The sequence below is a fragment of the Herbaspirillum lusitanum genome, from assembly GCF_046025995.1.
Lineage (GTDB): Bacteria > Pseudomonadota > Gammaproteobacteria > Burkholderiales > Burkholderiaceae_D > Herbaspirillum > Herbaspirillum lusitanum_A.
On the sequence record NZ_JAQQFM010000006.1, the window covers coordinates 315,623 to 335,996 of the forward strand.

A 20,374-nucleotide genomic window follows, 5' to 3' on the forward strand; every position below is an offset into this window, starting at 1 on the left:
ACCATCGCTGCATCATGATCAAATCAATCAATCAGGTTTATTCCATCATACGGCCGAGTCTGGCCGACACCCGTCTGCCCATCGTGATCGATTCGCCGCACAGCGGCACCGACTATCCGTTCAACAGCGGGATCATTGCGCCGTCCGAGGCGCTCAGGACCACCTGGGATGCTTTCGTCGATGAGCTCTGGAGTATTGCGCCGCCGCTGGGCGCGCCTTTGCTGTCGGCAAGATTTCCGCGCGCCTATATCGATCCGAACCGCGCGCCGGAAGACATCGATCAGGCCATGCTCGACGAGCCGTGGCCGACGCCGCTGACGCCGTCGGCCGCATGTCTGCGCGGCATGGGGCTGATTCGCCTGAATGCATTGCCGGGCGTGCCGATGTATGCCGGCAAGGTCTCGGCGGCAGAGGTACGTTACCGGCTGTCGCAGTACTACATGCCTTATCACAGCGCATTGAAGACTTTGCTCGACGACGCGCATGAAAAGTTCGGCCACGTCTGGCACATCAACTGCCATTCGATGAAATCGGTGGGCAATGCGATGAACGTGGACAGCGGGGTTGCACGTCCGGACATCGTCATCAGCGACCGCAACGGCACCTCGGCCAATCCGGCTTTCACGGAATGGGCGGCAGCGCAGTTCGATGCCCTGGGCTACAAGGTGCAGATCAATTCGCCGTATCAGGGCGGGCATATCGTGCATCACTACGGTATGCCGACGCAACATCGCCATAGCGTGCAGATCGAGATCAAGCGCGGCGTCTACATGGACGAGCGCAATGCCGAAAAGGCTGAGGGTTTCGAGCAATTGCAGCGCGATCTGGAAACCTTCGTCACCGCCCTGGCCGGGTACGCGCAGCAAAAGATGAAAGAGAAATAGCCGCCAGGACGCCGCGGCAGGATGCATGGTCGGGGCGGCATCGCCATTTTGCAAGCCTATCTTTGGGGAGGTGCAATGAGAATCCGAGGCTTATCCATCGGAGCCCGGCTGATCGTCGGATTCGGTCTGGTGCTGGGAATCCTGATCGTGCTGGTGGCCGGCACTACCGCCGCCACCTCCTACAACAAGAAACAGTTGATCGGTGCGCTGGAACGATCCAACGAGAAAGGCGTGCTGGCCGTCGGCATGAAAAGCGCACTGCTGGAAGCCGGCATTGCCATGCGCAACATCGGTCTGCAATCCGACGTCGGCGACATGCAGCGCGAAGCGGCGCAAGTAGTCGAGAGCAATCGCCGCTATGTTCAGGCGGCCGGCAAACTGAAGCTGTCGGGCCTGGACGGCGACGAGCAGAAAATAGTCGCGGAGACCGCGCGTTTGCAAGGCGATATAGAAACTGCCTTGAAGACGGCGATGAACGATGCCTTGTCCTTCAATATGGAAAACGCCACCAGGACTATCGCAGGGAAAATCGATCCGCTCAACAAGCAGGCGGTGACCGAAGTTGAAAAACTGGTCGTGCTGCAACAGCGCCAGGCGCGCGCAGTGCTGGAGCAGTCGGTGCAGGATGATCGCCGGCTGACCGCCATACTGTTCGGCATCGGCACGCTGGCGCTGCTGATCGGCGCGGGTTTTGCCTGGGCCATACGGCGCAGCATCGTGCGGCCGCTGCATGTGGCGGTCGAAGTCGCGGCGCGGGTGGCGCAGGGCGATCTGACTTCGCATGTTGCGCCCGGCAGCCATGATGAGATCGGCAAGTTGCTGGGCGCACTGGGGCAGATGAATCAGCAACTGGCGTCGATCGTCGGCAAGGTGCGTTCAGGCACCGATACCATCACTGCTGCTTCCATCGAGATTGCCAGCGGCAACCACGATCTGTCGGGACGCACCGAGGCGCAGGCGCAGTCCTTGCAGGAGACGGCCGGTTCGATGGGGCAACTGACCACTGCGGTGCGTTTCAACGCCAACAATGCGCAGGAGGCGAACCGGCTCGTCATCTCAGCCTCCGACGTGGCGACCCGGGGCGGCGAAGTGGTGGCCAGAATGGTCGCCACCATGGAGCAGATCAAACAGAGTTCGAGCAAGATACGGGAGATCACCAGCGTGATCGACGGGATTGCCTTTCAGACCAATATTCTGGCCTTGAACGCAGCGGTGGAAGCTGCACGTGCCGGCGCCCAGGGGCGGGGCTTTGCCGTGGTGGCGTCGGAGGTGCGCAGTCTGGCGCAGCGTTCGGCGGCCGCCGCCAAAGAGATTTCGCAGCTGATCGCCGACTCGGTGGAAAAGGTCGAGGCCGGAAGCGTGATGGTGGATGACGCCGGCAGCACCATGAATGAAGTGGTGGTGGCGGTCAGGCATATTGCCGACATTGTGGGTGAGATTGCCGGCGCCAGCGAAGAGCAGACGCAAGGGATAGAAAAGATCAACGAGAAGATCAGCCTGATGGACGACATGACGCAACGCAATGCAGCGCTGGTGGAAGAGGCGGCGGCTGCAGCCGAGAGCATGCGCGATCAGGCTGCATTGCTGGCGGATACGGTGTCGGTTTTCAAGCTGGCGCCGGCGGTTGTGCCGCCGGTGCGAAATACGGGCATGAAAGCGCTCGGGACTGCGCGCCATATCGCGCCCCTTGCGCCGGCGCGGCAGGCCTTGCCGCGCGCCCCCCTGTCCGGCCGAGGTCAGGGCTGACAGGCGCAAGCACAAATAGTCATTGTTATCAAAGGAAGCATCAACATGAAAAATCTGGTGGCACGCCTGAACGGCATATGTGACGAGCAGCCCTACGTCACGGCCTGGTATGTGAAAAATCTGCTGACCGGGGAGCAGGCAGATCGCGGCGGGCATATGGCATTTCCTTCCGGCAGCACGCGCAAGGTCTCGATCATGATGACCATCCTGCGCGCCGTGAATCAGGGCCGGCTCGATCTGAATGAGCCTATCCTTTATGAAGAGCGTCTGCGGGAAGGCGTGGTGTCCGGGACTTTCAAGTTTCTGACGCCGGGTTTCACTATCAGCCTGCGCGATGCACTGGTGCAGATGATCATCATCAGCGACAACGTCTGCACGCGTATGGTCATGGAGCGGACCAGCCTGGATGAACTCAATGAATTCTGTCGCGCGATCGGCATGAACGACACCGTGCATCGCACCTCGATACCGCGTCCCGACATGCCGGCCGACCACAGGCTGGAAGAGGTCACGGTGATCAGCGCCAGCGACCAGGGACTGCTGTACGATCTGATTCTGCGCGGCTGCACCGACGCCGCAGCGGCAGCGAAGCTGGGATGCACCAGCGACCAATGTGCCTTTGCCATCGAAGTGCTGAGCTGGCAGAAGCTGCGCACCAAAATTGCATCTCTGCTGCCGGCCGATACCAGAATTGCTCACAAGGGCGGTACCGGCAAGCGCGGCCGTATGGACGGCGGCATTGTGTTCAGATACGGCAAACCGCTGTTCATCGTGACCGGCTACACCGATCAGGTGCCGCTGGAGATGCCGGACGGAATGCCCGGCTACGTATCTGCATTCAACACGCTGGGCCGTCTGGCAAGGGCTTGCTGGGACGATATCGGCAACCCGGAGGCATCAGGAAAGTGAACCCAAGCATGAATCAAAAAGACTCTTTGGCGGCCGGTGCAGCAGCGGGCGCCGACACGCAATCGGATGCAGCGGGAACGCTGGCGCCATCCTGGATGAGGCCGAACATGCCTGACGGTTTCACCCTGGCGGCGGTGGGCGATCTGATCATCACCGATGCAATCTATCCGCGTCTGCAACGGCAGTCGCCCGAGCTGATTGCCTTGCTCAAGAGTGCCGACGCCACCTTCGGCAACTTCGAAGGCACCGCCATCGATCTGCAGAAATTCGGCGGCCACCCTTCGGCGCTGGCAGGCGGCTCCTGGCTGATCAGCACCCCGGCCGTGGTGCCCGATCTGAAGCAGATGGGTTTCAATCTGATCAGCCGCGCCAACAACCACAGCACTGACTGGGGTGTGGAGGGCATGCGTTACACCGATGCCTTGTTCGATCAGGCCGGCATGGTGCACGCCGGCACCGGTGAAAGCATGGCGCAGGCGCGCGCGCCGCGTTTCTTTTCGACGCCGGCAGGTCGGATTTCCATGGTGGCGCTGGCTTCGCGTTTCGAGGCCAACGCGCGCGCCATCGATGCGCTCGGTCAGATTCCCGGACGGCCCGGCCTGAATGCCCTGCGCACCACGCGCCATGTACTCGTTTCGCCGGAACGTTTGCAGATGCTGGCGGCGATGCGCGATGCCCTGCCCAAGGGCATGATGCGCAAATCCATTCTGGCTGCCGACGCCAAAAACGGTACGGTGACCTTGTTCGACATCAAGTACCGTGCCAGCGAACAGGTCGGCGACGGCGTCGATTTCAGCTTTGTCATGGATGAACGTGATCGCCAGAGCATCATCCACAATCTGCGTCAGGGCAAGCAGACTTCGGATTTCTCCATCATGTCCATGCATACGCATGAGCCCGGCAATTATTGCGAACTGCCGCCCGACTTCATGCCGAAGATGGCGCGCGATGCCATCGACAACGGCGCCGATGCTTTCATCGGGCACGGCCCGCACCAGTTGCGCGGCATCGAAATCTACAAGGGCAAGCCGATCTTTTATTCGCTCGGTAATTTCTTCTTCATGGAAAATCAGCAACAGCCGATCACCCGCGATGAATACGAGAAAGACAAGGTCGAGCCGATGTCGATGACGGAAGCCGAATTCATGGAGCACCGTCGTGTGCATGGCGTGTTCAAGGAACAGATCTGGTATGAGAGCGTGGTGGCGATCAGCCAGTACGACAGCCGGGGCAATCTGTCCGCGCTGGTTTTGCATCCGGTTGAAATGCATTGGGAAAACGAACGCGATGCAGATCGCGGCATACCGAGAATCGCTCGCGGTGTCGATGCGGTGCGGATTCTGAGCCGGCTGCAACGTCTGTCAAAAGCTTATGGAACCGAGATCGCTATCGAGAACGACGTCGGCTATGTCAGACTGACGTGAGCCCTGAGGACTTCACGTCCTCAGACCGCATTGCCCTGCGCAGGGCGCCAAGCAAAGCTGCCCGGCAGATTTGTCGGCTTTTCCGACTATCGATTGCCGGCTGCTACCGGCCTCATTGATGCGTGCAATGAGGCCGGATTGCGCTTCGTCATCGTGAAGATTCATGTACTGCAGCATGGGCGCCGCTTGACATGTCTCTCCCGCCTACCTATGCTCCCGCCAATTGGTCTTACCTTTGCCCTCGGGCGGCTCCTCCGGAGTTGTCGCGATGGCAATGCAACCGCAGGCACTCAAGCAGACGTCCATGTCATTTGATCCCATCGTTCAAAAATCCATTTCCGAGCAGGTCGCGCAGCGTCTGCTCACCATGATCCGCAGCGGCTTGCTCAAGCCCGATCAGCAGTTGCCGCCCGAGCGCGAGCTGGCCGCCATGCTGGGCGTAGGCCGTCCGGCCGTGCGCGAGGCGATACGCGGGCTGGCGCTGCTGGGGCTGCTGCGCATCCGTCAGGGCGAAGGCACCTTCGTCAGTTCGCTGGAAACGCGCGAACTGCTGGAGCCGCTGGAAATGATCATCGACCTCAACGCCGGCACGCTGGAAGCCCTGTTCGATGCGCGCATGATCATCGAGACCGGGGTTGCCGCGCTGGCCGCGACCAACATGGGCGACACCGAACTGGCGATGCTGGTGCGCAATATCGAGGACGAGGAGCGCCTGCTGAGCGATCCGGTGGCCTTCGCCGCTGCCGATGTCGAGTTTCATGAAGCCATCATCGAGGCTTGCGACAACCCCTTCCTGCAAAGTATCGCCGGCAGTCTGTACATGCTGGGCAAGAAGAGCCGCACCATTACCTCGCGCATTCCGGCTACGCTGGAGCGCAGCCTGCAGGATCACCGCGACATTCTGGATGCGCTCAAGGCGCGCGATCCGCAGAAGGCGTCCGACGCCATGCGCGCGCACCTGATCCACGTGCGTGACGCCTATCGCGGCGCCGCCAAGGACAAGAACGAATCGGTGCACGGCGACTGATCGCCTGCATCAGGTTTGATCCTGCAGCGTCAGGATCGCCCGCAAACAATCTACAAGCATACCGGCGGACGCAGGCGGGCAGCGTCGCAACCAGCCGGAGCGTGATCAAACCGAAGGAAAGATGAACGTGTCGCGGCGATGCCGTGGCGCTCTGCTTCCGATTTTTTGAATCATCAATACAGGAGAACAACATGCTGGATCTGGCCGGAAAAGTCGTCTTCATCAGCGGTGCAAGCACCGGTATCGGCGCCGCCGCCGCGCGTGCTTTCGGCGCTCGCGGTGCGCACGTGGTGGTGCATTACAACAGTTCGGCCAAGGAAGCGGAGCTGGTCGCCGCCGACGTGCGCCAGACCGGCAGCAAGGCGATTACCATCGGCGCCGATGTGCGCGACAGCAAGGCCATCGATAAGGCCGTGGCCAGCGCCGTGGAGCAACTGGGCCGCATCGACATCCTGATCAACAACGCCGGCAGCCTGGTCAAGCGCGAAGCGCTGGAAAAGGTCAGCGACGAACTGTTCGATGAAATCGTGCAGATCAATGCGCGTTCGGTGGTGGCCTTCACGCGGGCCGTGATCCCGGTCATGCGCAAGCAGGGCGGCGGCAACATCATCAACGTCACCTCGGTCGCGGCACGCCATGGCGGCGGTCCGGGCGCACTGATCTATGCAGCCTCCAAGGGCTTTGTCAGCACCATCACGCGCGGTATGGCCAAGGAACTGCTGGCCGACAAGATCCGCGTCAACGCGGTGGCGCCGGGGGTGATCATGACGCCGTTCCAGGAACGTTTCACCACGCCGGAACAGCTCGAAGCCTTCCGCAAGACCATCCCCATGGGCCGCATCGGCGAGCCCGACGAATGCAGCGGCGCCTTCCTGTATCTGGCGTCGGAACAGTTGTCCGGCTATGTGACGGGGCAGATCATTGAAGTCAATGGCGGGCAATACATGCCTTGAGGCTAAGGCCGCTCCGGCATGCATGGCTCAGCGCAGATGAAGCCTGCAATGAAAAACGCCGACATGTGATGTCGGCGTTTTTTTATGGCGAAACCGCTGCTTACTTATTTCTGCACGCGCTGCTTCAGATCGTTGACGGCGGCGATCCAGCTTTCCTGCTTGCCGGACTCCTGCCACAAATCCAGCAGTTCGGACGGTTGCTCCAGCGTACGGTCGATTGCCTGCAGCGCTTTTTGTCTGATGGCTTCGTCCGGTGCGACCTTGACCTGGGCAACCCAGGTATCTACCGTTTCGGTGTAAGCGTTGCGCACACCCCAGTTGCCTTGCAGCCTGGCCAGCACTTCGGCTGCGGCAATCGCGCGGGCGGCGTCCGGCGCTTCGAGATAAGCGCCGGTACTGTTGATGACGATGTTGAATGCGTCTTCGACAATTGAGAGATCTTCCGTGTCCAGCAGATCTGAACTGAAGTCGCACGCGTCGTCATTGTCAAATGATTCGTGTGACCAGGCACCCATATTCCACTCCATTGAAAACTGTTGTTTGAGACTGCGCCAGACCGCTGCTTAAGCTGCCAACGCCCGGCGGATATTAGCACGGCGCCGCTACATGAATATGACGCCGCCGGCGCCGCGGCGTGGCTGAAGGAGTGCGCAGGCGGAGTTTGACGCGGTGCCCTGCGGGGCATGGCCTGCGCCCCCGCTCCTGGCGCTGAGCTTTTACCCGGTTCGTTTGATGGTACATGCGGAACTGGCATGAGCTTTGCAGGACATTCTTTATTGCAATTGGCTTACCGTTCTTAACAAACAAATGACCTCTTCCCCGCAGATCAACACGCTAAGCGATGCCGACAGCGACGCCATCTTGCTGCGCGACAAGCTGACCCTGCTGCTCGACTCCACCGGCGAAGGCATCTACGGCATCGATCTCGACGGCCTGTGCACCTTCATCAACCGCGCCGGCGCGGAGATGCTCGGTTATCGGGTGGAGCAGATGCTGGGCAAGAACATGCACGATCTGGTGCATCACAGCCATGAAAACGGTCTGCATTATCCGGAGGAGGATTGCCCCATCCTCAAGGCCTTCCGCAAGGGCGAGTCCTGTCGCGTCGATCAGGAGGTGTTCTGGCGCGCCGACGGCAGTTTCTTTGCGGCCGAGTATTCCTCGTATCAGATCATCGATGCCGGCGCGGTACGCGGCGCGGTGATCACTTTCAGCGATATTTCCAAGCGGCGTCTGGCCGAGGAACAATTGCAGCGCGCCAAGGCCGAGCTGGAACTGCGCGTGGCCGAGCGCACGCGTGAACTGTCGGCAGCCCTGCGTCAGGTGCGCGAACTGTCCGCCCACGCGCATTCGGTGCGTGAAGATGAGCGCACCCGCATCGCGCGCGAGATACATGATGAACTGGGCAGTCTGCTGGTGGCGCTCAAGCTGGATGTGAACTGGATGAGCAGCCGCGTGGCCGATCGCGAGCCGGTAGCGCGCAAGTGTGCCAGCATGAATCGGCTGATCGAGCTGGCGGTGGACAATGTCGGCCGCATCATTACCGATCTGCGGCCCAGCATTCTGGATCATCAGGGATTGATTGCAGCGCTGGAGTGGCAGGTGCAGGAGTTTTCGGAAGCCACCGAGCTGCCTTGCGAAGTCGAGTTCGATATTGCGCCCGAGGCCTTCGTGCCGCAGGGCACGCTGGCGACTGCGGCGTTTCGTATCTTTCAGGAAATGCTGAGCAATGTGGCCCAGCATTCGCAGGCCAGCGAGGTGAAGATTGCGGTGCGTCTGTCGCCCAGTCATCTGCAGATGGAAGTGGAAGACAACGGTATCGGCGCCAGCACGGCGGCGCTGGCCAGCCCGACCTCGTACGGCGTGATGGGCATGCGCGAGCGTGCGCTGCACTTTGGTGGCGCACTGAGCATCATGAGTGCGCCCGATGCACCAGGCTGTGGCGTGCAGGAAGACATCAATGAGGATGTAAAGCGCGGTACGCTGGTGTGTCTGAGTCTGCCCTTGCACCCCGGCGGCTGAGCGAATGCCTGACAAAAGAACAAGAGGGAGTGGAACAACATGATCCGGATTTTGCTGTGCGACGACCATCGCATCGTGCGCGAGGGGCTCAAGCAGATTCTGGCGGATACGCCGGATATCGAGGTGGCCGGCGAATGTGCGGACGGCCCCGAGGTGGTGCGCCAGGCGCGCGTGCAGGCCATCGATCTGGTCTTGCTGGACATTGCGATTCCGCTGCAGGACGGTCTGGATGTGCTGCGCCAGTTGAAGCAGGAGATGCCGCGCCTGCCGGTGCTGATGCTGTCGACCTATCCCGAGAAGCAATATGCGGCGCGCTGTTATCGGCTGGGTGCGGCCGGTTATCTGAACAAGAGCGCCGATACCGAGCAACTGGTGGAAGCCATCCGCAAGGCGGCCGACGGCGGCGTCTACGTCAGCCCGCACATGGCCGAGACGCTGGCGGCCGAGCTCAGCGCGCGCACTGCACACACACAGCGCGCCGCGCATGAAAGCCTGTCGCATCGCGAGTATCAGGTGTTCCGGCTGATCGCCGCCGGCCGCAGCGTCAAGGAGATCGCCGACCAGCTGACGCTGAGCCCGAACACCGTCAGCACCTATCGCAGCCGCATTCTGGAAAAGACCGGCGCCAGCAATGATGTGGGGATTGCGATGTACGCGGTCAGGCATCAGTTGCTGCCGGTGTGATTTTTCTGCCGCCTTCTTTCCTGCCGCCATTTATATAGAGCGGCATTGGTAGTTCGCAGAGTCCTGTCAATCCGACAAGTTTTTGTAGTTGAATCACTACACGCCGTCGTCTGTGGATGACGCAAAAAGCGCGGGTGGCAAGACCCTTGCAGGCATTGACGCTGATTGCAGCACATCGCTCAACTCAGCCCAACTCAATGACTGCGGGGGATTTATGCCACAACAGACCGACCACACTATCTTCCAGACTTACGATGCCGAGCGCGCCGGCGGACAACAATGTTCCTGCGGTCGCCATGCCAGCCAGAGCGCACATGAAGACGCCGAGCGTCTGCAGGCGCTGGAGCGGCGCGCCGCCGATCCCGAGCAACTGAGTAACGACGTGGTGGAGGAGTCGGTGATGCGGGCGCTGTTTCCGCAGGCCGAACAGCGTCGCGATTTCTTGCGCGCGGTCGGTATCAACACCGCGCGCGCCGCCATCGCCAGCATGTTTCCGCTGGGCGCCTTGCAGGCCATGGCGCAGGAAAAGACCGGCGCCAACGGCGCCATCGAAAAGAAGGATCTCAAGATCGGCTTCATCGCCATCACCTGCGCAGCGCCGCTGATCATGGCCGACCCGCTCGGCTTCTACAAGAAGCAGGGCCTGAACGTATCGCTCAACAAGACCGCCGGCTGGGCGCTGATCCGCGACAAGATGATCAACAAGGAACACGATGCCTCGCACTTCCTGTCGCCGATGCCGCTGGCGATGTCGATGGGCGTGGGCAGCAATCCGGTGCAGATGCGCATCGCCACGATCCAGAACATCAACGGCCAGGCCATCACCCTGCATGTGAAGCACAAGGACAAGCGCGATCCGCAACAGTGGAAGGGCTTCAAGTTTGCCGTGCCTTTCGAATATTCGATGCACAACTTCCTGCTGCGCTACTACCTCGCGGAGCACGGTCTCGATCCTGACCGCGACGTGCAGATCCGCGTCACGCCGCCGCCCGAGATGGTGGCCAATCTGCGCGCCGGCAATATCGACGGCTTCCTCGGCCCTGATCCCTTCAACCAGCGCGCGGTGTATGACGAAGTCGGCTTCATTCATATCCTGTCCAAGGAAATCTGGGACGGCCATCCATGCTGCGCCTTCGGCATGTCGGAAGATTTCGTCAAACAGAATCCGAATACCTTTGCTGCGCTGTTCCGTGCCGTGCTGACGGCGGCGGCGATGGCGCGCGATCCGGCCAATCGCTCGCTGGTGGCCAAGGTGATTTCGCCGGCGGCGTATCTGAATCAACCCGAGACCGTGGTCGAGCAGGTCCTGACCGGCAAGTTCGCCGACGGTCTGGGCAAGGTGCAGAACGTGCCGACCCGCGCCGACTTCGATCCGGTGCCCTGGGACTCGATGTCGGTCTGGATTCTGAGCCAGATGAAACGCTGGGGTTACATCAAGGGCGAGGTTGATTACAAGGGCATTTCCGAGCGCGTGCTGTTGCTGACCGACGCCAAGAAATACATGAAGGAACTCGGTCAGCCGGTGCCGGACGGCGCGTACAAGAAATACAAGATCATGGGCAAGGAGTTCGACCCGGCCAAGGCCGATGCCTATGTCAACAGCTTCGCCATCAAAAAGGCCGTCTGATGAAGAACGCGCATCTGGGCTGGCGCGCCGCGCTGATCTCCTTGTTCCTGCTGGCCTGCATACTCGGGGCCTGGCATCTGGCGACGGCGCCGAAAGAAAGTGCGGCCGCAGCCTCGACGTCGGCCGCTCAGGATGATGAGTACGCCAGGCTGATGGGCAAGAGCAGCACCAGCGCCGCCAGGACCTCGGGCTTTCCCGGTCTGGCGCAGATGGGCGAGACCATGCGCCGCGAGCTGGCCCATCCCTTCTACGACAACGGCCCCAACGACAAGGGCATCGGCATTCAGCTCGGCTATTCGCTGGGGCGGGTCGGGCTGGGATTTCTGATCGCGGCGCTGGTGGCGATCCCGCTCGGCTTCCTGCTCGGCATGTCGCCGCTGATGCAACGTGCGCTCGATCCCTTCATCCAGATACTCAAGCCGATCTCGCCGCTGGCGTGGATGCCGCTGGCCTTGTACACGATCAAGGATTCGTCGGTCTCGGGCGTGTTCGTGATCTTCATCTGCTCGGTGTGGCCGATGCTGATGAACACCGCCTTCGGCGTGGCTTCGGTGCGGCGCGACTGGCTCAACGTGGCCAAGACGCTGGAGGTGAAACCTTTGCGCAAGGCCTTTCTGGTGATCCTGCCGGCGGCGGCGCCGACCATCCTGACCGGCATGCGCATCTCGATGGGCATCGCCTGGCTGGTGATCGTGGCGGCCGAGATGCTGGTGGGCGGCACCGGCATCGGCTACTTCGTCTGGAACGAATGGAACAACCTGTCGCTGACCAGCGTGATCTTCGCGATTCTGGTGATCGGCGTGACCGGCATGCTGCTCGATCTGATTTTTGCGCGTCTGCAAAAGCTGGTCACCTACGTCGAATAAGCGAAGGAATCTGACAAGATGGAAAAAGCATTTTTAAGCGTGGAAGGGCTCAACAAGCGCTATGTCGCCGATGGCCCGCCGGTATTCGACAACGTCTCCTTCGGCATCAGCAAGGGCGAGTTCGTGTGCGTGATCGGGCACTCCGGCTGCGGCAAGACCACTATCCTCAATGTGCTGGCGGGGCTGGAGTCGCCCAGCGGCGGCGTGGTGATCATGGATCAGCGCGAAGTCAAAGGGCCGAGCCTGGATCGCGGCGTGGTGTTTCAGAGCCATGCGCTGATGCCCTGGTTCAGCGTGCTCGGCAACGTGGTGTTCGCAGTGAAGTCGCGCTGGCCGGACTGGCCTCGCGACAAGGCCGAGGAGCATGCGCGGCGTTTCATCGACATGGTGGGATTGAAGGGCGCCGAGCACAAGAAGCCGGCTGAACTGTCGGGCGGCATGAAGCAGCGTGTCGGCATCGCGCGCGCCTTTGCCATCGAACCCAAGATGCTGTTGCTGGACGAACCCTTCGGCGCGCTCGATGCATTGACGCGCGGTGTGGTGCAGGACGAGCTGCTGAAGATTTGCAGCGCCACGCGTCAGACCGTGTTCATGATCACGCACGATGTGGATGAGGCGATTCTGCTGGCTGACAAGATCTTCCTGATGTCCAACGGCCCGCGTGCGCGCATCGCCGAGATCGTGGTCAACACCATGCCCAAGACCCGGACGCGCGAGACCATGCATCACGATCCGCAGTTCTATCGCATCCGCAATCATCTGGTGGACTTTCTGGTGAATCGCTCCAGGCGGATTCAGGCCGGCGACGGTGCGGAAGTACGCAATCTGATCGCGGCGACGCCGGTGGTGCGGCCGGGGCTGGAGGGCGATGACGCCAGCCGGCCGCAGTCGTCGGCGCTGGCGTGAACGATTGATTGCGGGAGCAGTTGCTTCAATTGATTCAGCAGTCCGGCAGGCAGCAGTAACAAAACAAACAACAGACGTATCGACACTTCGATTGATTGATTCATTCACCTATTCATCCCAAGGAGATTCTCATGGACCGCAACATCGTGACGCAAAAAATCGTCTCCGCCAAAGTCAGAAAGCAAATGAGCTGGGCGCAGATCGCCGACAAGATCGGACAGAGCAAGGAATGGACGACCGCCGCCATGCTCGGCCAGATGACGCTGACCGCCAAGCAGGCCGCTGCCGCGCAAGAGATGTTCGAACTGAGCGACGAAGAAACCCTGTGGCTGCAGATCGTGCCTTACAAGGGCTCGCTGCCGACGCCGGTGCCGACCGATCCGCTGATCTATCGCTGGTATGAAATCGTCAGCGTCTATGGTTCGACCATCAAGGAGCTGATCCACGAGGAATTCGGCGACGGCATCATGAGCGCCATCGACTTCAAGATGGACATCCAGCGTCAGAACGATCCCAACGGCGACCGCGTGAACGTGGTGCTGAGCGGAAAATTCCTGCCCTACAAGACCTATTGAGCTGTCGCCGGATCGGTCGCGATGCTGACTGATCCGGCTTTCGGCTTGCCCGGTATGCGGCTGGCGTTGGAAGTTAGACGTTAGAATAGCGCGCATGCTCAAAGACAAACCTCTCTCCGCCTACAAGCCTTCGGCCAGCCGCATCAAGGCGCGCTTCGTGGCGATTTCCTGGCGCGATCTGGCGATCAGCTTCGGCCCTTTCCTGTTATTGATTCTGGTCGGCATCTGGCTGGTGATCTGGCTGATCCGCCCGGCGCCGCCGAATACGCTGACGATTGCCGCCGGCCCTGAAGACAGCAGCTTCTGGCGCAGCGCCGAAAAGTACAAGGCGATTCTGGCGCGCGACGGCATCAGGCTCAAGGTGCTGGTGACCAACGGTTCGCTCGACAATCTGAAACTGCTGACCTCTGAAGACGGCGAGCAGGTGGATGTCGGTTTCGTGCAGGGCGGCGTGGCCGACGGCGTGAATACCGATAGCCTGATGTCGCTGGGCAGCGTGGCGTATGTGCCGGTGTCGGTGTTTTATCGCACGCCGCCGCGTGTTGCGGGACGCAAGCCGGCGCCGCCCCTGACGCGTTTGTCGGAACTGAGCGGCAAGCGCGTCGCCATCGGCGGCCCGGGCAGCGGCTCGCGCGCGCTGGCGCTGAACCTGCTCAAGATCAATGGCATCGAGGCCGGCGGCAAGACCACCTTGCTCGACATCGGCGGCGATGAAGCGGCCAGGGCCCTCAGCGAGGGCAAGATCGATGCCGCGTTTCTGATGGGCGACTCGGTGGCGCTGGCGACCATGGGCAAGCTGATGCGCACCAGCGGCATTCATCTGCTGGAGTTTGCCCAGGCCGATGCCTATGTGCGCCGCTTCAGCTATCTGAATGAACTGACCATGCCCAAGGGCGTGTTCGATCTGGCGCGCAATGTGCCGGATCACGATGCGCACCTGATCGCGCCGACCGCCGAACTGGTGGCGCGCGACGATCTGCATCCGGCCTTGTCCGATCTGCTGATCGAGGCGGCGCATGAGGTGCACGGCAAGGCCAGTGTGCTGCAGAAGGCGGGCGAGTTTCCGGCGCCGCTGGCGCATGAATACCGGATCAGCGACGACGCCACGCGTTACTACAAGTCGGGCAAGTCCTTCGTCTATCGCACGCTGCCGTTCTGGCTGGCGAGTCTGGTGGATCGGGCGCTGGTGCTGATCCTGCCTATCATTCTGTTGCTGATCCCGGGCGTGAAGCTGGTGCCGCTGGTGTACGGCTGGCGCATCCGCTCGCGTATCTATCGCTGGTACGGCGCGCTGATTGCGCTAGAGCGCGGCGTCACCGGCCACACGCCGGAAGAGCAGGCCGAGATGCTCAAGCAACTGGATGAAATCGAGACGGCGGTGAATCGCATGAAGATGCCGCTGGCCTTCGCCGATCAGTTCTACGTACTGCGTGAACATATCGGTTTCGTGCGTACGCGTCTGGGTCAGAGCGCGTGATCTTGCGAAGAAAAGAGGGGGGCGGCGCGAGTCGGCTATAATCAGCCGATCCTGATGAGCTGTGCCGATCAGGATTGCGCTGAAAAGCCGGTGATGACACACACAGTCATTATTGTTGGAAGGCAAGTCCTGCAAGGCTTGCCGGTCGATGAGGCCAAAAAAAGACAGACCGCAGAGAAAAAGCAAAAATTAAAAACTACTGTTTGTTTATACAGTGTTTGTGATACAGTGGAGCCTCTTTCAACAAGAGGGAAACACTGCCATGACACACTTCGATCTTGCTTCAGGCGCTCGCTTTGGTCTGGAATCCAGCCCGTCCACTTTTGCCCTGCGTTTCGGCCGCCGCGAGATTTTCGCTTGCCGCGACAGCTACGTGCGCCGTTACCGCGTCAACCCCATCATCGAATGCAGCGCAGGTCTTGAGCCTGGTCACGTCGAAATCCTGCTGTTCCGCCGCTGGCTGCTGGTGCTGTCCAAAGCACGCGGCTGATCGCTCAGGCTGAATACTGCAGCCGCCAAGCGGTGGCAAAGGAACCTGAAGCTGTCACTGCAACCGCAACTCCCGGATCAGGCCTGGCGCGGAAACGCCACGACGTGCGACACGTCCAGCCTGATGCCGATCTGCTCGCCGATCTCATGATCGTGATGCGAAGGCACCAGCGACAGCACTTGCTGACCATCTTCCAGCGCCAGCGTGTAGAGAAACTCCGCTCCCCGAAACGATTTGCGTACGACGCGCGCCTTGAACGGCGAAGCATCGTCGTGAACGACGTCGTCGGATCTCAGCAGCACGTCGTAGAGCGCGCCTTGATTCATTCGGGTATGTGCTTCGATCAGCTTTGTGCCGTTTTTCGCTTGGGCTAATCCAGAGCGCAATGGCATTCCGGGCGGCACGGTATCGGCCGGCGCATCAAGCAGGCCGATTGCGGTCGCCATGGCGACTGCGCCATTTTCATGGTCCTTGTTCTCGCCATCGCCCTCACCCTTGCCCGGCACCAGTCGCCCCGGCAGAAATACGCCATGCCCGATGAAATCGGCCACGAAGCGGGTAGCGGGGCGGTGATACAGGGAATAGGCGTCATCCCATTGTTCCAGCTGCGCCTGCTGCATCACGCCGACCACGTCGGCGATGGCAAAGGCTTCCATCTGATCGTGCGTCACCATCAAGGCGGTGGTGTGTGTCTGTTTCAATATTTCGCGCACATCGGCGGCCAGCCGTTCCCGCAATTCCACATCTAGACTCGAAAACGGTTCATCCAGCAACAGCAGGCGTGGTTGCGGCGCCAACGCGCGCGCCAGTGCAATGCGCTGCTGCTGGCCGCCGGACAATTGATGCGGGAATTTCTTGCCCGCGTCTTCCAGCCCGACCAGCGCCAGCATCTCTTCTACCCGTTGCGCGCGTTCCTGGCGGCTCAGATGCGGCAGACCGAAGCCGACATTCGCGGTGATATTCAGATGCGGGAACAGTGCAAAATCCTGAAACACCATGCCGATGCGGCGCTGCTCGGCGCTGATGCGTACGCCGGGGCCATCCAGTTGACGGCCATCCAGCGTGATGCTGCCGGCGGCCGGCTGTTCCAGTCCGGCGATGGCGCGCAGCAGGCTGGTCTTGCCGCTGCCGGACGGGCCGATCAGCACACCCAGCTGGCCTGCTGCAATTTGCAGTGAGACGGCCTCGACCGCCGGTTTCGGATTGCGTGGATACACCACGCTGACTTGATCGACTTGCAGGAACATCGGTCACCGTAAAGTTGGAGACTACGCAAGCGCGTGGTCGTTTGAATCGGAAGAGGGCGACTGAATTGCATGATTCGCCGGGTCTGAGCACCAGTCACCAAGCTCGCCGTGCAGATCTGTTGAGATCCGGGCAGCGCAATCTGCTGTCTCTCGCTCAGGAATGGTTACAATTCGCATCTCGCGCAAGTGTAGCCCAAGACTTTCGCTGCACTCTGTTTTACCGGCTGTGGCGATGAGTTTTCAGTCTCTGCCGCACAGCGCGCGACGGATGCTGAACCTCGCCGCAATGCACGTCATCGTGATCTGTGCGACACAAGCCATCAACAGCATCATCACATCATCGATACAAATCGCCCATGCACATCATCGGACTACTCGCCTTGTTCATCGCCTTGCCCATCCTCGGCGTGCTTGGCGCATGGACAGGTCTGGACGCTGCCGGCATCGATGCCCTGCAGCAGCAATTGGAGACTGTGCTGCCGGGTTATCTGGCGACCTCGGGATGGCTCGCGCTGCTGGTGACGCTGGGGGTGATCGTGGTCGGCGCCGGTACCGCGGTGACCACCAGCCTGTTTGAATTTCGCGGCAAGCGCTTCCTGTCCTGGGCGCTGCTGTTGCCGATGGCGATGCCGGCCTACGTCTGCGCGTATGCCTATACCGATTTCCTGCAATATGCCGGGCCGGTGCAAACGGCCCTGCGTGGATGGATGCCCGGTCTTCGTTTCGATGTGCGCGGGTTGACCGGCGCCATTTTTCTATTCGTGTTTACGTTGTATCCCTATGCGTATCTGCTGGCGCGCAATGCGCTCAGCGAACGCGGCGTTCATTTGATGGAAGCCGCGCGCATGCTGGGCACGCCGCTGCGCAGCCGCATCTGGCGCGTGGCCTTGCCGCTGGCGCGGCCGGCCTTGATGGCCGGCGCCGCGCTGGCATTGATGGAAACCCTGGCCGACTATGGCGTCAGCGCCTACTTTGGCCTCACTACGTTCACCACCGGTATCTACAAGGCCTGGATGGTGATGGATGATCGCCTGGCGGCAGCGCAATATGCCTCGGTGCTGCTGTTGTTCGTCGCCTTGTTGTTATGGGTCGAGCGGCGCGAGCAGCAGCGCATGCGTTTTGCCACCGTGCGCGGCTATCGTGGCGATGACGGCGCCGAAGCGCGGCTGCCGCAATTGCGGGGTGGACGTGTGTTGCTGGCCTGGCTGGTTTGCGGCTTGCCGGTGTTGCTGGGTTTTGTGTTGCCGGTGCTGATCCTGCTCAAGCTGCTGACCGGCGAGATGTCTTATCTGAGCAGCGCGGCAGAGGTCGGCGAGACCGCCTTGTTTGACGGAGCACGCTACCTTGGCTGGGTCTGGAACAGCTTCCGCTTCGGCGGCATGGCGGCGCTGGCGGCGATCGTGCTGGCGCTGGGACTGAGCCTTGCGCAGCGCGCCGGCGATCTGCCGCGCACCCGGCGCCGGATGTTGCAGGCAGTGACGCGGCTGGCTGCCATGGGCTACGCGATTCCCGGCTCGGTGATCGCGATCGGCATTTTGTTGCCGCTGGCCTGGGTGCAGGCACGCTTTCCCGCCAGCTCGGCCGGGGTGCTGCTGACGGCCAGCTCGGCCGGTGTGATTTATGCATATCTGGTGCGCTTCACCGCCGTCGCCGTGCAATCGGTGGAGTCGGGTTACACGCGGATTCCGCCCAGCTTTGACGAGGCGGCGCGCATGCTTGGCAGCGGCCGCGCGCGCATCGCCTGGTTGTTGCACATGCCCTTGCTATGGCGTTCGCTGGCGACGGCGGCGCTGATGGTGTTCGTCGATGTCGTCAAGGAGTTGCCGGCGACCTTGTTGTTGCGGCCCTTCAATACCGACACGCTGGCGGTGATCGCCCACAATCTGGCGCGCGATGAGCGTCTCGGCGAGGCCGCGTTGCCGGCGCTGAGCATCGTCGCGGTCGGGCTGATTCCGGTGTTGCTGGTCACCCGTGCGCTGGACGGCAGAAACCGCAGACAGAGCGCGGGGGCTTGAATCGCCGCCGCCAGCCTCAAACTGTGCAGTCCTGTACGATGCTGATTCAGGCGGCACGACAACAGCACGCCCCCAATACGGAGAAAAAAATGAGCCAATACGATTACGATCTTTTCACCATAGGCGGCGGCTCCGGCGGCGTGCGCGCCAGCCGCTTTGCCGCGCAATACGGCGCGCGCGTGGCGATTGCCGAAAGCAAATATCTGGGCGGTACCTGCGTCAACGTCGGCTGCATCCCCAAGAAACTGATGTCTTACAGTGCGCACTTCCACGAAGATTTCGACGATGCTGCCGGTTACGGCTGGACGCTCAAGGACAAACCGAGCTTCGACTGGGCTGCGCTGATCGCCGCCAAGGACAAGGAAATCCTGCATCTCAACGGCATCTATCGCAAATTGCTGGACGGCGCCGGCGTGGCCATCCATGAAGGCTATGCCACGGTGGAAGATGCGCACACCGTCAGCGTCAACGGCAAGCGCTACACCGCTCAACACATTCTGATTGCTACCGGCGGCCATCCCAGCGCGCCGGATATTCCGGGCAAGGAGTTCGGCATCAGCTCGGACGAATTCTTCCACCTCAAAGGGCTGCCCAGGCGCGCGGTGGTGATGGGCGGCGGCTACATCGCGGTGGAGCTAGCCTCGATTCTCAATGGCCTCGGCAGCCAGGTCACCCTGGTGTATCGCGGCGAACGACTGCTGCGCACCATGGATGCCGATCTCGGCGTGTTCCTCGCCGATGAGTTGGTCAAGAAGGGCATACGCGTGGTCTTCAAGGCCAACATCGAGGCGCTGGCCGCCAGCCATGCCGGCGAAGACGCCGTCAAGCAGGTCACGCTGAGCAACGGCGAAACGCTGGAAGCCGAATGCGTGTTGTTTGCCACCGGCCGCTCCGCCAATACCGGCAAGCTGGGGCTGGAAAACGCCGGCGTCGTGCTGGAGAAAAACGGCGCAGTGAAAGTGGACGCCGATTTCGTCAGCAATGTGCCGTCGATACTGGCCATCGGCGATGTCATCGACCGCGTGGCGCTGACTCCGGTGGCTCTGGCCGAAGGCATGGTGGTCGCCGCGCGCCTGTTCAGCAAGAACGAGCGCAGCATCTCGTACCAGAACATTCCGACGGCGGTATTCAGCCATCCGAATGTCGGCACGGTCGGTCTGACCGAAGAAGAGGCGCGCAAGGACTTCGGCGAAGTGACGATTTTCAAGAGCAGTTTCAAGCCGCTGAAAAATACCCTGAGCGGTAATACCGAACGCACCTTCATGAAACTGGTGGTCGACAGGAAGACCGATCGGGTGCTGGGCGTACACATGGTCGGCGGCGAGGCCGGCGAGATCGTGCAAGGTTTCGCGGTCGCTCTGCAATGCGGCGCGACCAAGGCGCAGTTCGATAGCACCATCGGCATCCACCCGACTGCAGCGGAAGAGTTCGTGACGATGCGTACCCCGGCAAGCTGAATGCCCGGTACCGGCGATGTCCGGCGCCAATGAAAAGAGCGGGATGACCGACATCGTCATCCCGC

Annotated in this window: 18 protein-coding genes; 16 read left to right on the plus strand and 2 right to left on the minus strand. The window is 61.3% G+C overall.

Translation table 11 applies throughout. From position 1 onward, the window contains the following. The first annotated feature begins 14 nt into the window (after positions 1–14). From PQR62_RS15190 to PQR62_RS15215, 6 genes are all read left to right on the plus strand, one after another. Complete coding sequence (locus PQR62_RS15190; RefSeq protein WP_408158809.1) at positions 15–884, plus strand: N-formylglutamate amidohydrolase; 870 nt, start codon at positions 15–17, stop codon at positions 882–884. 75 nt (positions 885–959) lie between these two features. Beyond that, the gene (locus PQR62_RS15195; RefSeq protein WP_408158810.1) at positions 960–2,630 is read left to right on the plus strand and encodes a methyl-accepting chemotaxis protein; all 1,671 of its coding nucleotides are present in this window, start codon (positions 960–962) and stop codon (positions 2,628–2,630) included. A gap of 45 nt (positions 2,631–2,675) precedes the next feature. Beyond that, positions 2,676–3,539, plus strand: a complete 864-nt coding sequence (locus PQR62_RS15200; RefSeq protein WP_408158811.1) for a serine hydrolase — start codon at positions 2,676–2,678, stop codon at positions 3,537–3,539. Between the two features lie 8 nt (positions 3,540–3,547). Beyond that, positions 3,548–4,963, plus strand: coding sequence for a CapA family protein (locus PQR62_RS15205; RefSeq protein ID WP_408158812.1), 1,416 nt, complete (start codon positions 3,548–3,550; stop codon positions 4,961–4,963). A 304-nt stretch (positions 4,964–5,267) separates the two neighbouring features. Further along, positions 5,268–5,990, plus strand: a complete 723-nt coding sequence (locus PQR62_RS15210; RefSeq protein WP_408158813.1) for a FadR/GntR family transcriptional regulator — start codon at positions 5,268–5,270, stop codon at positions 5,988–5,990. A gap of 191 nt (positions 5,991–6,181) precedes the next feature. Then, positions 6,182–6,943: an SDR family NAD(P)-dependent oxidoreductase gene (locus PQR62_RS15215; RefSeq protein ID WP_408158814.1), complete on the plus strand. Its 762-nt coding sequence runs from the start codon at positions 6,182–6,184 to the stop codon at positions 6,941–6,943. 104 nt (positions 6,944–7,047) lie between these two features. Here PQR62_RS15215 and PQR62_RS15220 read toward each other — a convergent pair whose 3' ends face one another. Next, positions 7,048–7,458, minus strand: coding sequence for a DUF4259 domain-containing protein (locus PQR62_RS15220; protein ID WP_408158815.1), 411 nt, complete (start codon positions 7,456–7,458; stop codon positions 7,048–7,050). 292 nt (positions 7,459–7,750) lie between these two features. On the opposite strand from PQR62_RS15220, the gene PQR62_RS15225 reads away from it, so the two are divergent. From PQR62_RS15225 to PQR62_RS15260, 8 genes are all read left to right on the plus strand, one after another. Beyond that, positions 7,751–8,965 (plus strand): sensor histidine kinase, encoded by a 1,215-nt coding sequence (locus tag PQR62_RS15225; protein ID WP_408158816.1) that lies wholly within the window; start codon positions 7,751–7,753, stop codon positions 8,963–8,965. Between the two features lie 39 nt (positions 8,966–9,004). Continuing rightward, complete coding sequence (locus PQR62_RS15230; protein WP_408158817.1) at positions 9,005–9,649, plus strand: response regulator; 645 nt, start codon at positions 9,005–9,007, stop codon at positions 9,647–9,649. A 214-nt stretch (positions 9,650–9,863) separates the two neighbouring features. Continuing rightward, positions 9,864–11,276, plus strand: coding sequence for a CmpA/NrtA family ABC transporter substrate-binding protein (locus PQR62_RS15235; protein ID WP_408158818.1), 1,413 nt, complete (start codon positions 9,864–9,866; stop codon positions 11,274–11,276). Then, a complete protein-coding gene (ntrB, locus tag PQR62_RS15240) occupies positions 11,276–12,142 on the plus strand; it encodes a nitrate ABC transporter permease (RefSeq protein WP_408158819.1) in 867 nt (288 codons plus the stop codon). The genes PQR62_RS15235 and ntrB overlap by 1 nt, the downstream gene beginning before the upstream one ends. Positions 12,143–12,160: 18 nt before the next feature. Beyond that, entirely contained in the window at positions 12,161–13,048 is an 888-nt protein-coding gene (locus PQR62_RS15245) for an ABC transporter ATP-binding protein (RefSeq protein ID WP_408158820.1), read from the plus strand. 131 nt (positions 13,049–13,179) lie between these two features. Further along, complete coding sequence (cynS, locus tag PQR62_RS15250) at positions 13,180–13,623, plus strand: cyanase (RefSeq protein WP_408158821.1); 444 nt, start codon at positions 13,180–13,182, stop codon at positions 13,621–13,623. Between the two features lie 94 nt (positions 13,624–13,717). After that, a complete protein-coding gene (locus tag PQR62_RS15255) occupies positions 13,718–15,100 on the plus strand; it encodes a TAXI family TRAP transporter solute-binding subunit (RefSeq protein WP_408158822.1) in 1,383 nt (460 codons plus the stop codon). A gap of 262 nt (positions 15,101–15,362) precedes the next feature. Next, complete coding sequence (locus tag PQR62_RS15260) at positions 15,363–15,590, plus strand: hypothetical protein (protein ID WP_408158823.1); 228 nt, start codon at positions 15,363–15,365, stop codon at positions 15,588–15,590. Positions 15,591–15,667: 77 nt separating this feature from the next. On the opposite strand, the gene PQR62_RS15265 is transcribed toward PQR62_RS15260, so the two are convergent. Next, entirely contained in the window at positions 15,668–16,837 is a 1,170-nt protein-coding gene (locus tag PQR62_RS15265) for an ABC transporter ATP-binding protein (protein ID WP_408158824.1), read from the minus strand. A gap of 356 nt (positions 16,838–17,193) precedes the next feature. On the opposite strand from PQR62_RS15265, the gene PQR62_RS15270 reads away from it, so the two are divergent. Together PQR62_RS15270 and gorA are read left to right on the plus strand one after the other, a co-directional pair. Next, complete coding sequence (locus tag PQR62_RS15270; protein ID WP_408158825.1) at positions 17,194–18,852, plus strand: ABC transporter permease; 1,659 nt, start codon at positions 17,194–17,196, stop codon at positions 18,850–18,852. An 89-nt stretch (positions 18,853–18,941) separates the two neighbouring features. Further along, a complete protein-coding gene (gene gorA, locus PQR62_RS15275; protein WP_408158827.1) occupies positions 18,942–20,309 on the plus strand; it encodes a glutathione-disulfide reductase in 1,368 nt (455 codons plus the stop codon). Positions 20,310–20,374: the final 65 nt, after the last annotated feature.

Coding starts and splice junctions, on each gene's coding strand:
- PQR62_RS15190 (WP_408158809.1), top strand. CDS start 15: ATGATCAAATCAATCAATCAGGTTTATTCCATCATACGGCCGAGTCTG.
- PQR62_RS15195 (WP_408158810.1), top strand. CDS start 960: ATGAGAATCCGAGGCTTATCCATCGGAGCCCGGCTGATCGTCGGATTC.
- PQR62_RS15200 (WP_408158811.1), top strand. CDS start 2,676: ATGAAAAATCTGGTGGCACGCCTGAACGGCATATGTGACGAGCAGCCC.
- PQR62_RS15205 (WP_408158812.1), top strand. CDS start 3,548: ATGAATCAAAAAGACTCTTTGGCGGCCGGTGCAGCAGCGGGCGCCGAC.
- PQR62_RS15210 (WP_408158813.1), top strand. CDS start 5,268: ATGTCATTTGATCCCATCGTTCAAAAATCCATTTCCGAGCAGGTCGCG.
- PQR62_RS15215 (WP_408158814.1), top strand. CDS start 6,182: ATGCTGGATCTGGCCGGAAAAGTCGTCTTCATCAGCGGTGCAAGCACC.
- PQR62_RS15220 (WP_408158815.1), bottom strand. CDS start 7,458: ATGGGTGCCTGGTCACACGAATCATTTGACAATGACGACGCGTGCGAC.
- PQR62_RS15225 (WP_408158816.1), top strand. CDS start 7,751: ATGACCTCTTCCCCGCAGATCAACACGCTAAGCGATGCCGACAGCGAC.
- PQR62_RS15230 (WP_408158817.1), top strand. CDS start 9,005: ATGATCCGGATTTTGCTGTGCGACGACCATCGCATCGTGCGCGAGGGG.
- PQR62_RS15235 (WP_408158818.1), top strand. CDS start 9,864: ATGCCACAACAGACCGACCACACTATCTTCCAGACTTACGATGCCGAG.
- ntrB (WP_408158819.1), top strand. CDS start 11,276: ATGAAGAACGCGCATCTGGGCTGGCGCGCCGCGCTGATCTCCTTGTTC.
- PQR62_RS15245 (WP_408158820.1), top strand. CDS start 12,161: ATGGAAAAAGCATTTTTAAGCGTGGAAGGGCTCAACAAGCGCTATGTC.
- cynS (WP_408158821.1), top strand. CDS start 13,180: ATGGACCGCAACATCGTGACGCAAAAAATCGTCTCCGCCAAAGTCAGA.
- PQR62_RS15255 (WP_408158822.1), top strand. CDS start 13,718: ATGCTCAAAGACAAACCTCTCTCCGCCTACAAGCCTTCGGCCAGCCGC.
- PQR62_RS15260 (WP_408158823.1), top strand. CDS start 15,363: ATGACACACTTCGATCTTGCTTCAGGCGCTCGCTTTGGTCTGGAATCC.
- PQR62_RS15265 (WP_408158824.1), bottom strand. CDS start 16,837: ATGTTCCTGCAAGTCGATCAAGTCAGCGTGGTGTATCCACGCAATCCG.
- PQR62_RS15270 (WP_408158825.1), top strand. CDS start 17,194: ATGCACATCATCGGACTACTCGCCTTGTTCATCGCCTTGCCCATCCTC.
- gorA (WP_408158827.1), top strand. CDS start 18,942: ATGAGCCAATACGATTACGATCTTTTCACCATAGGCGGCGGCTCCGGC.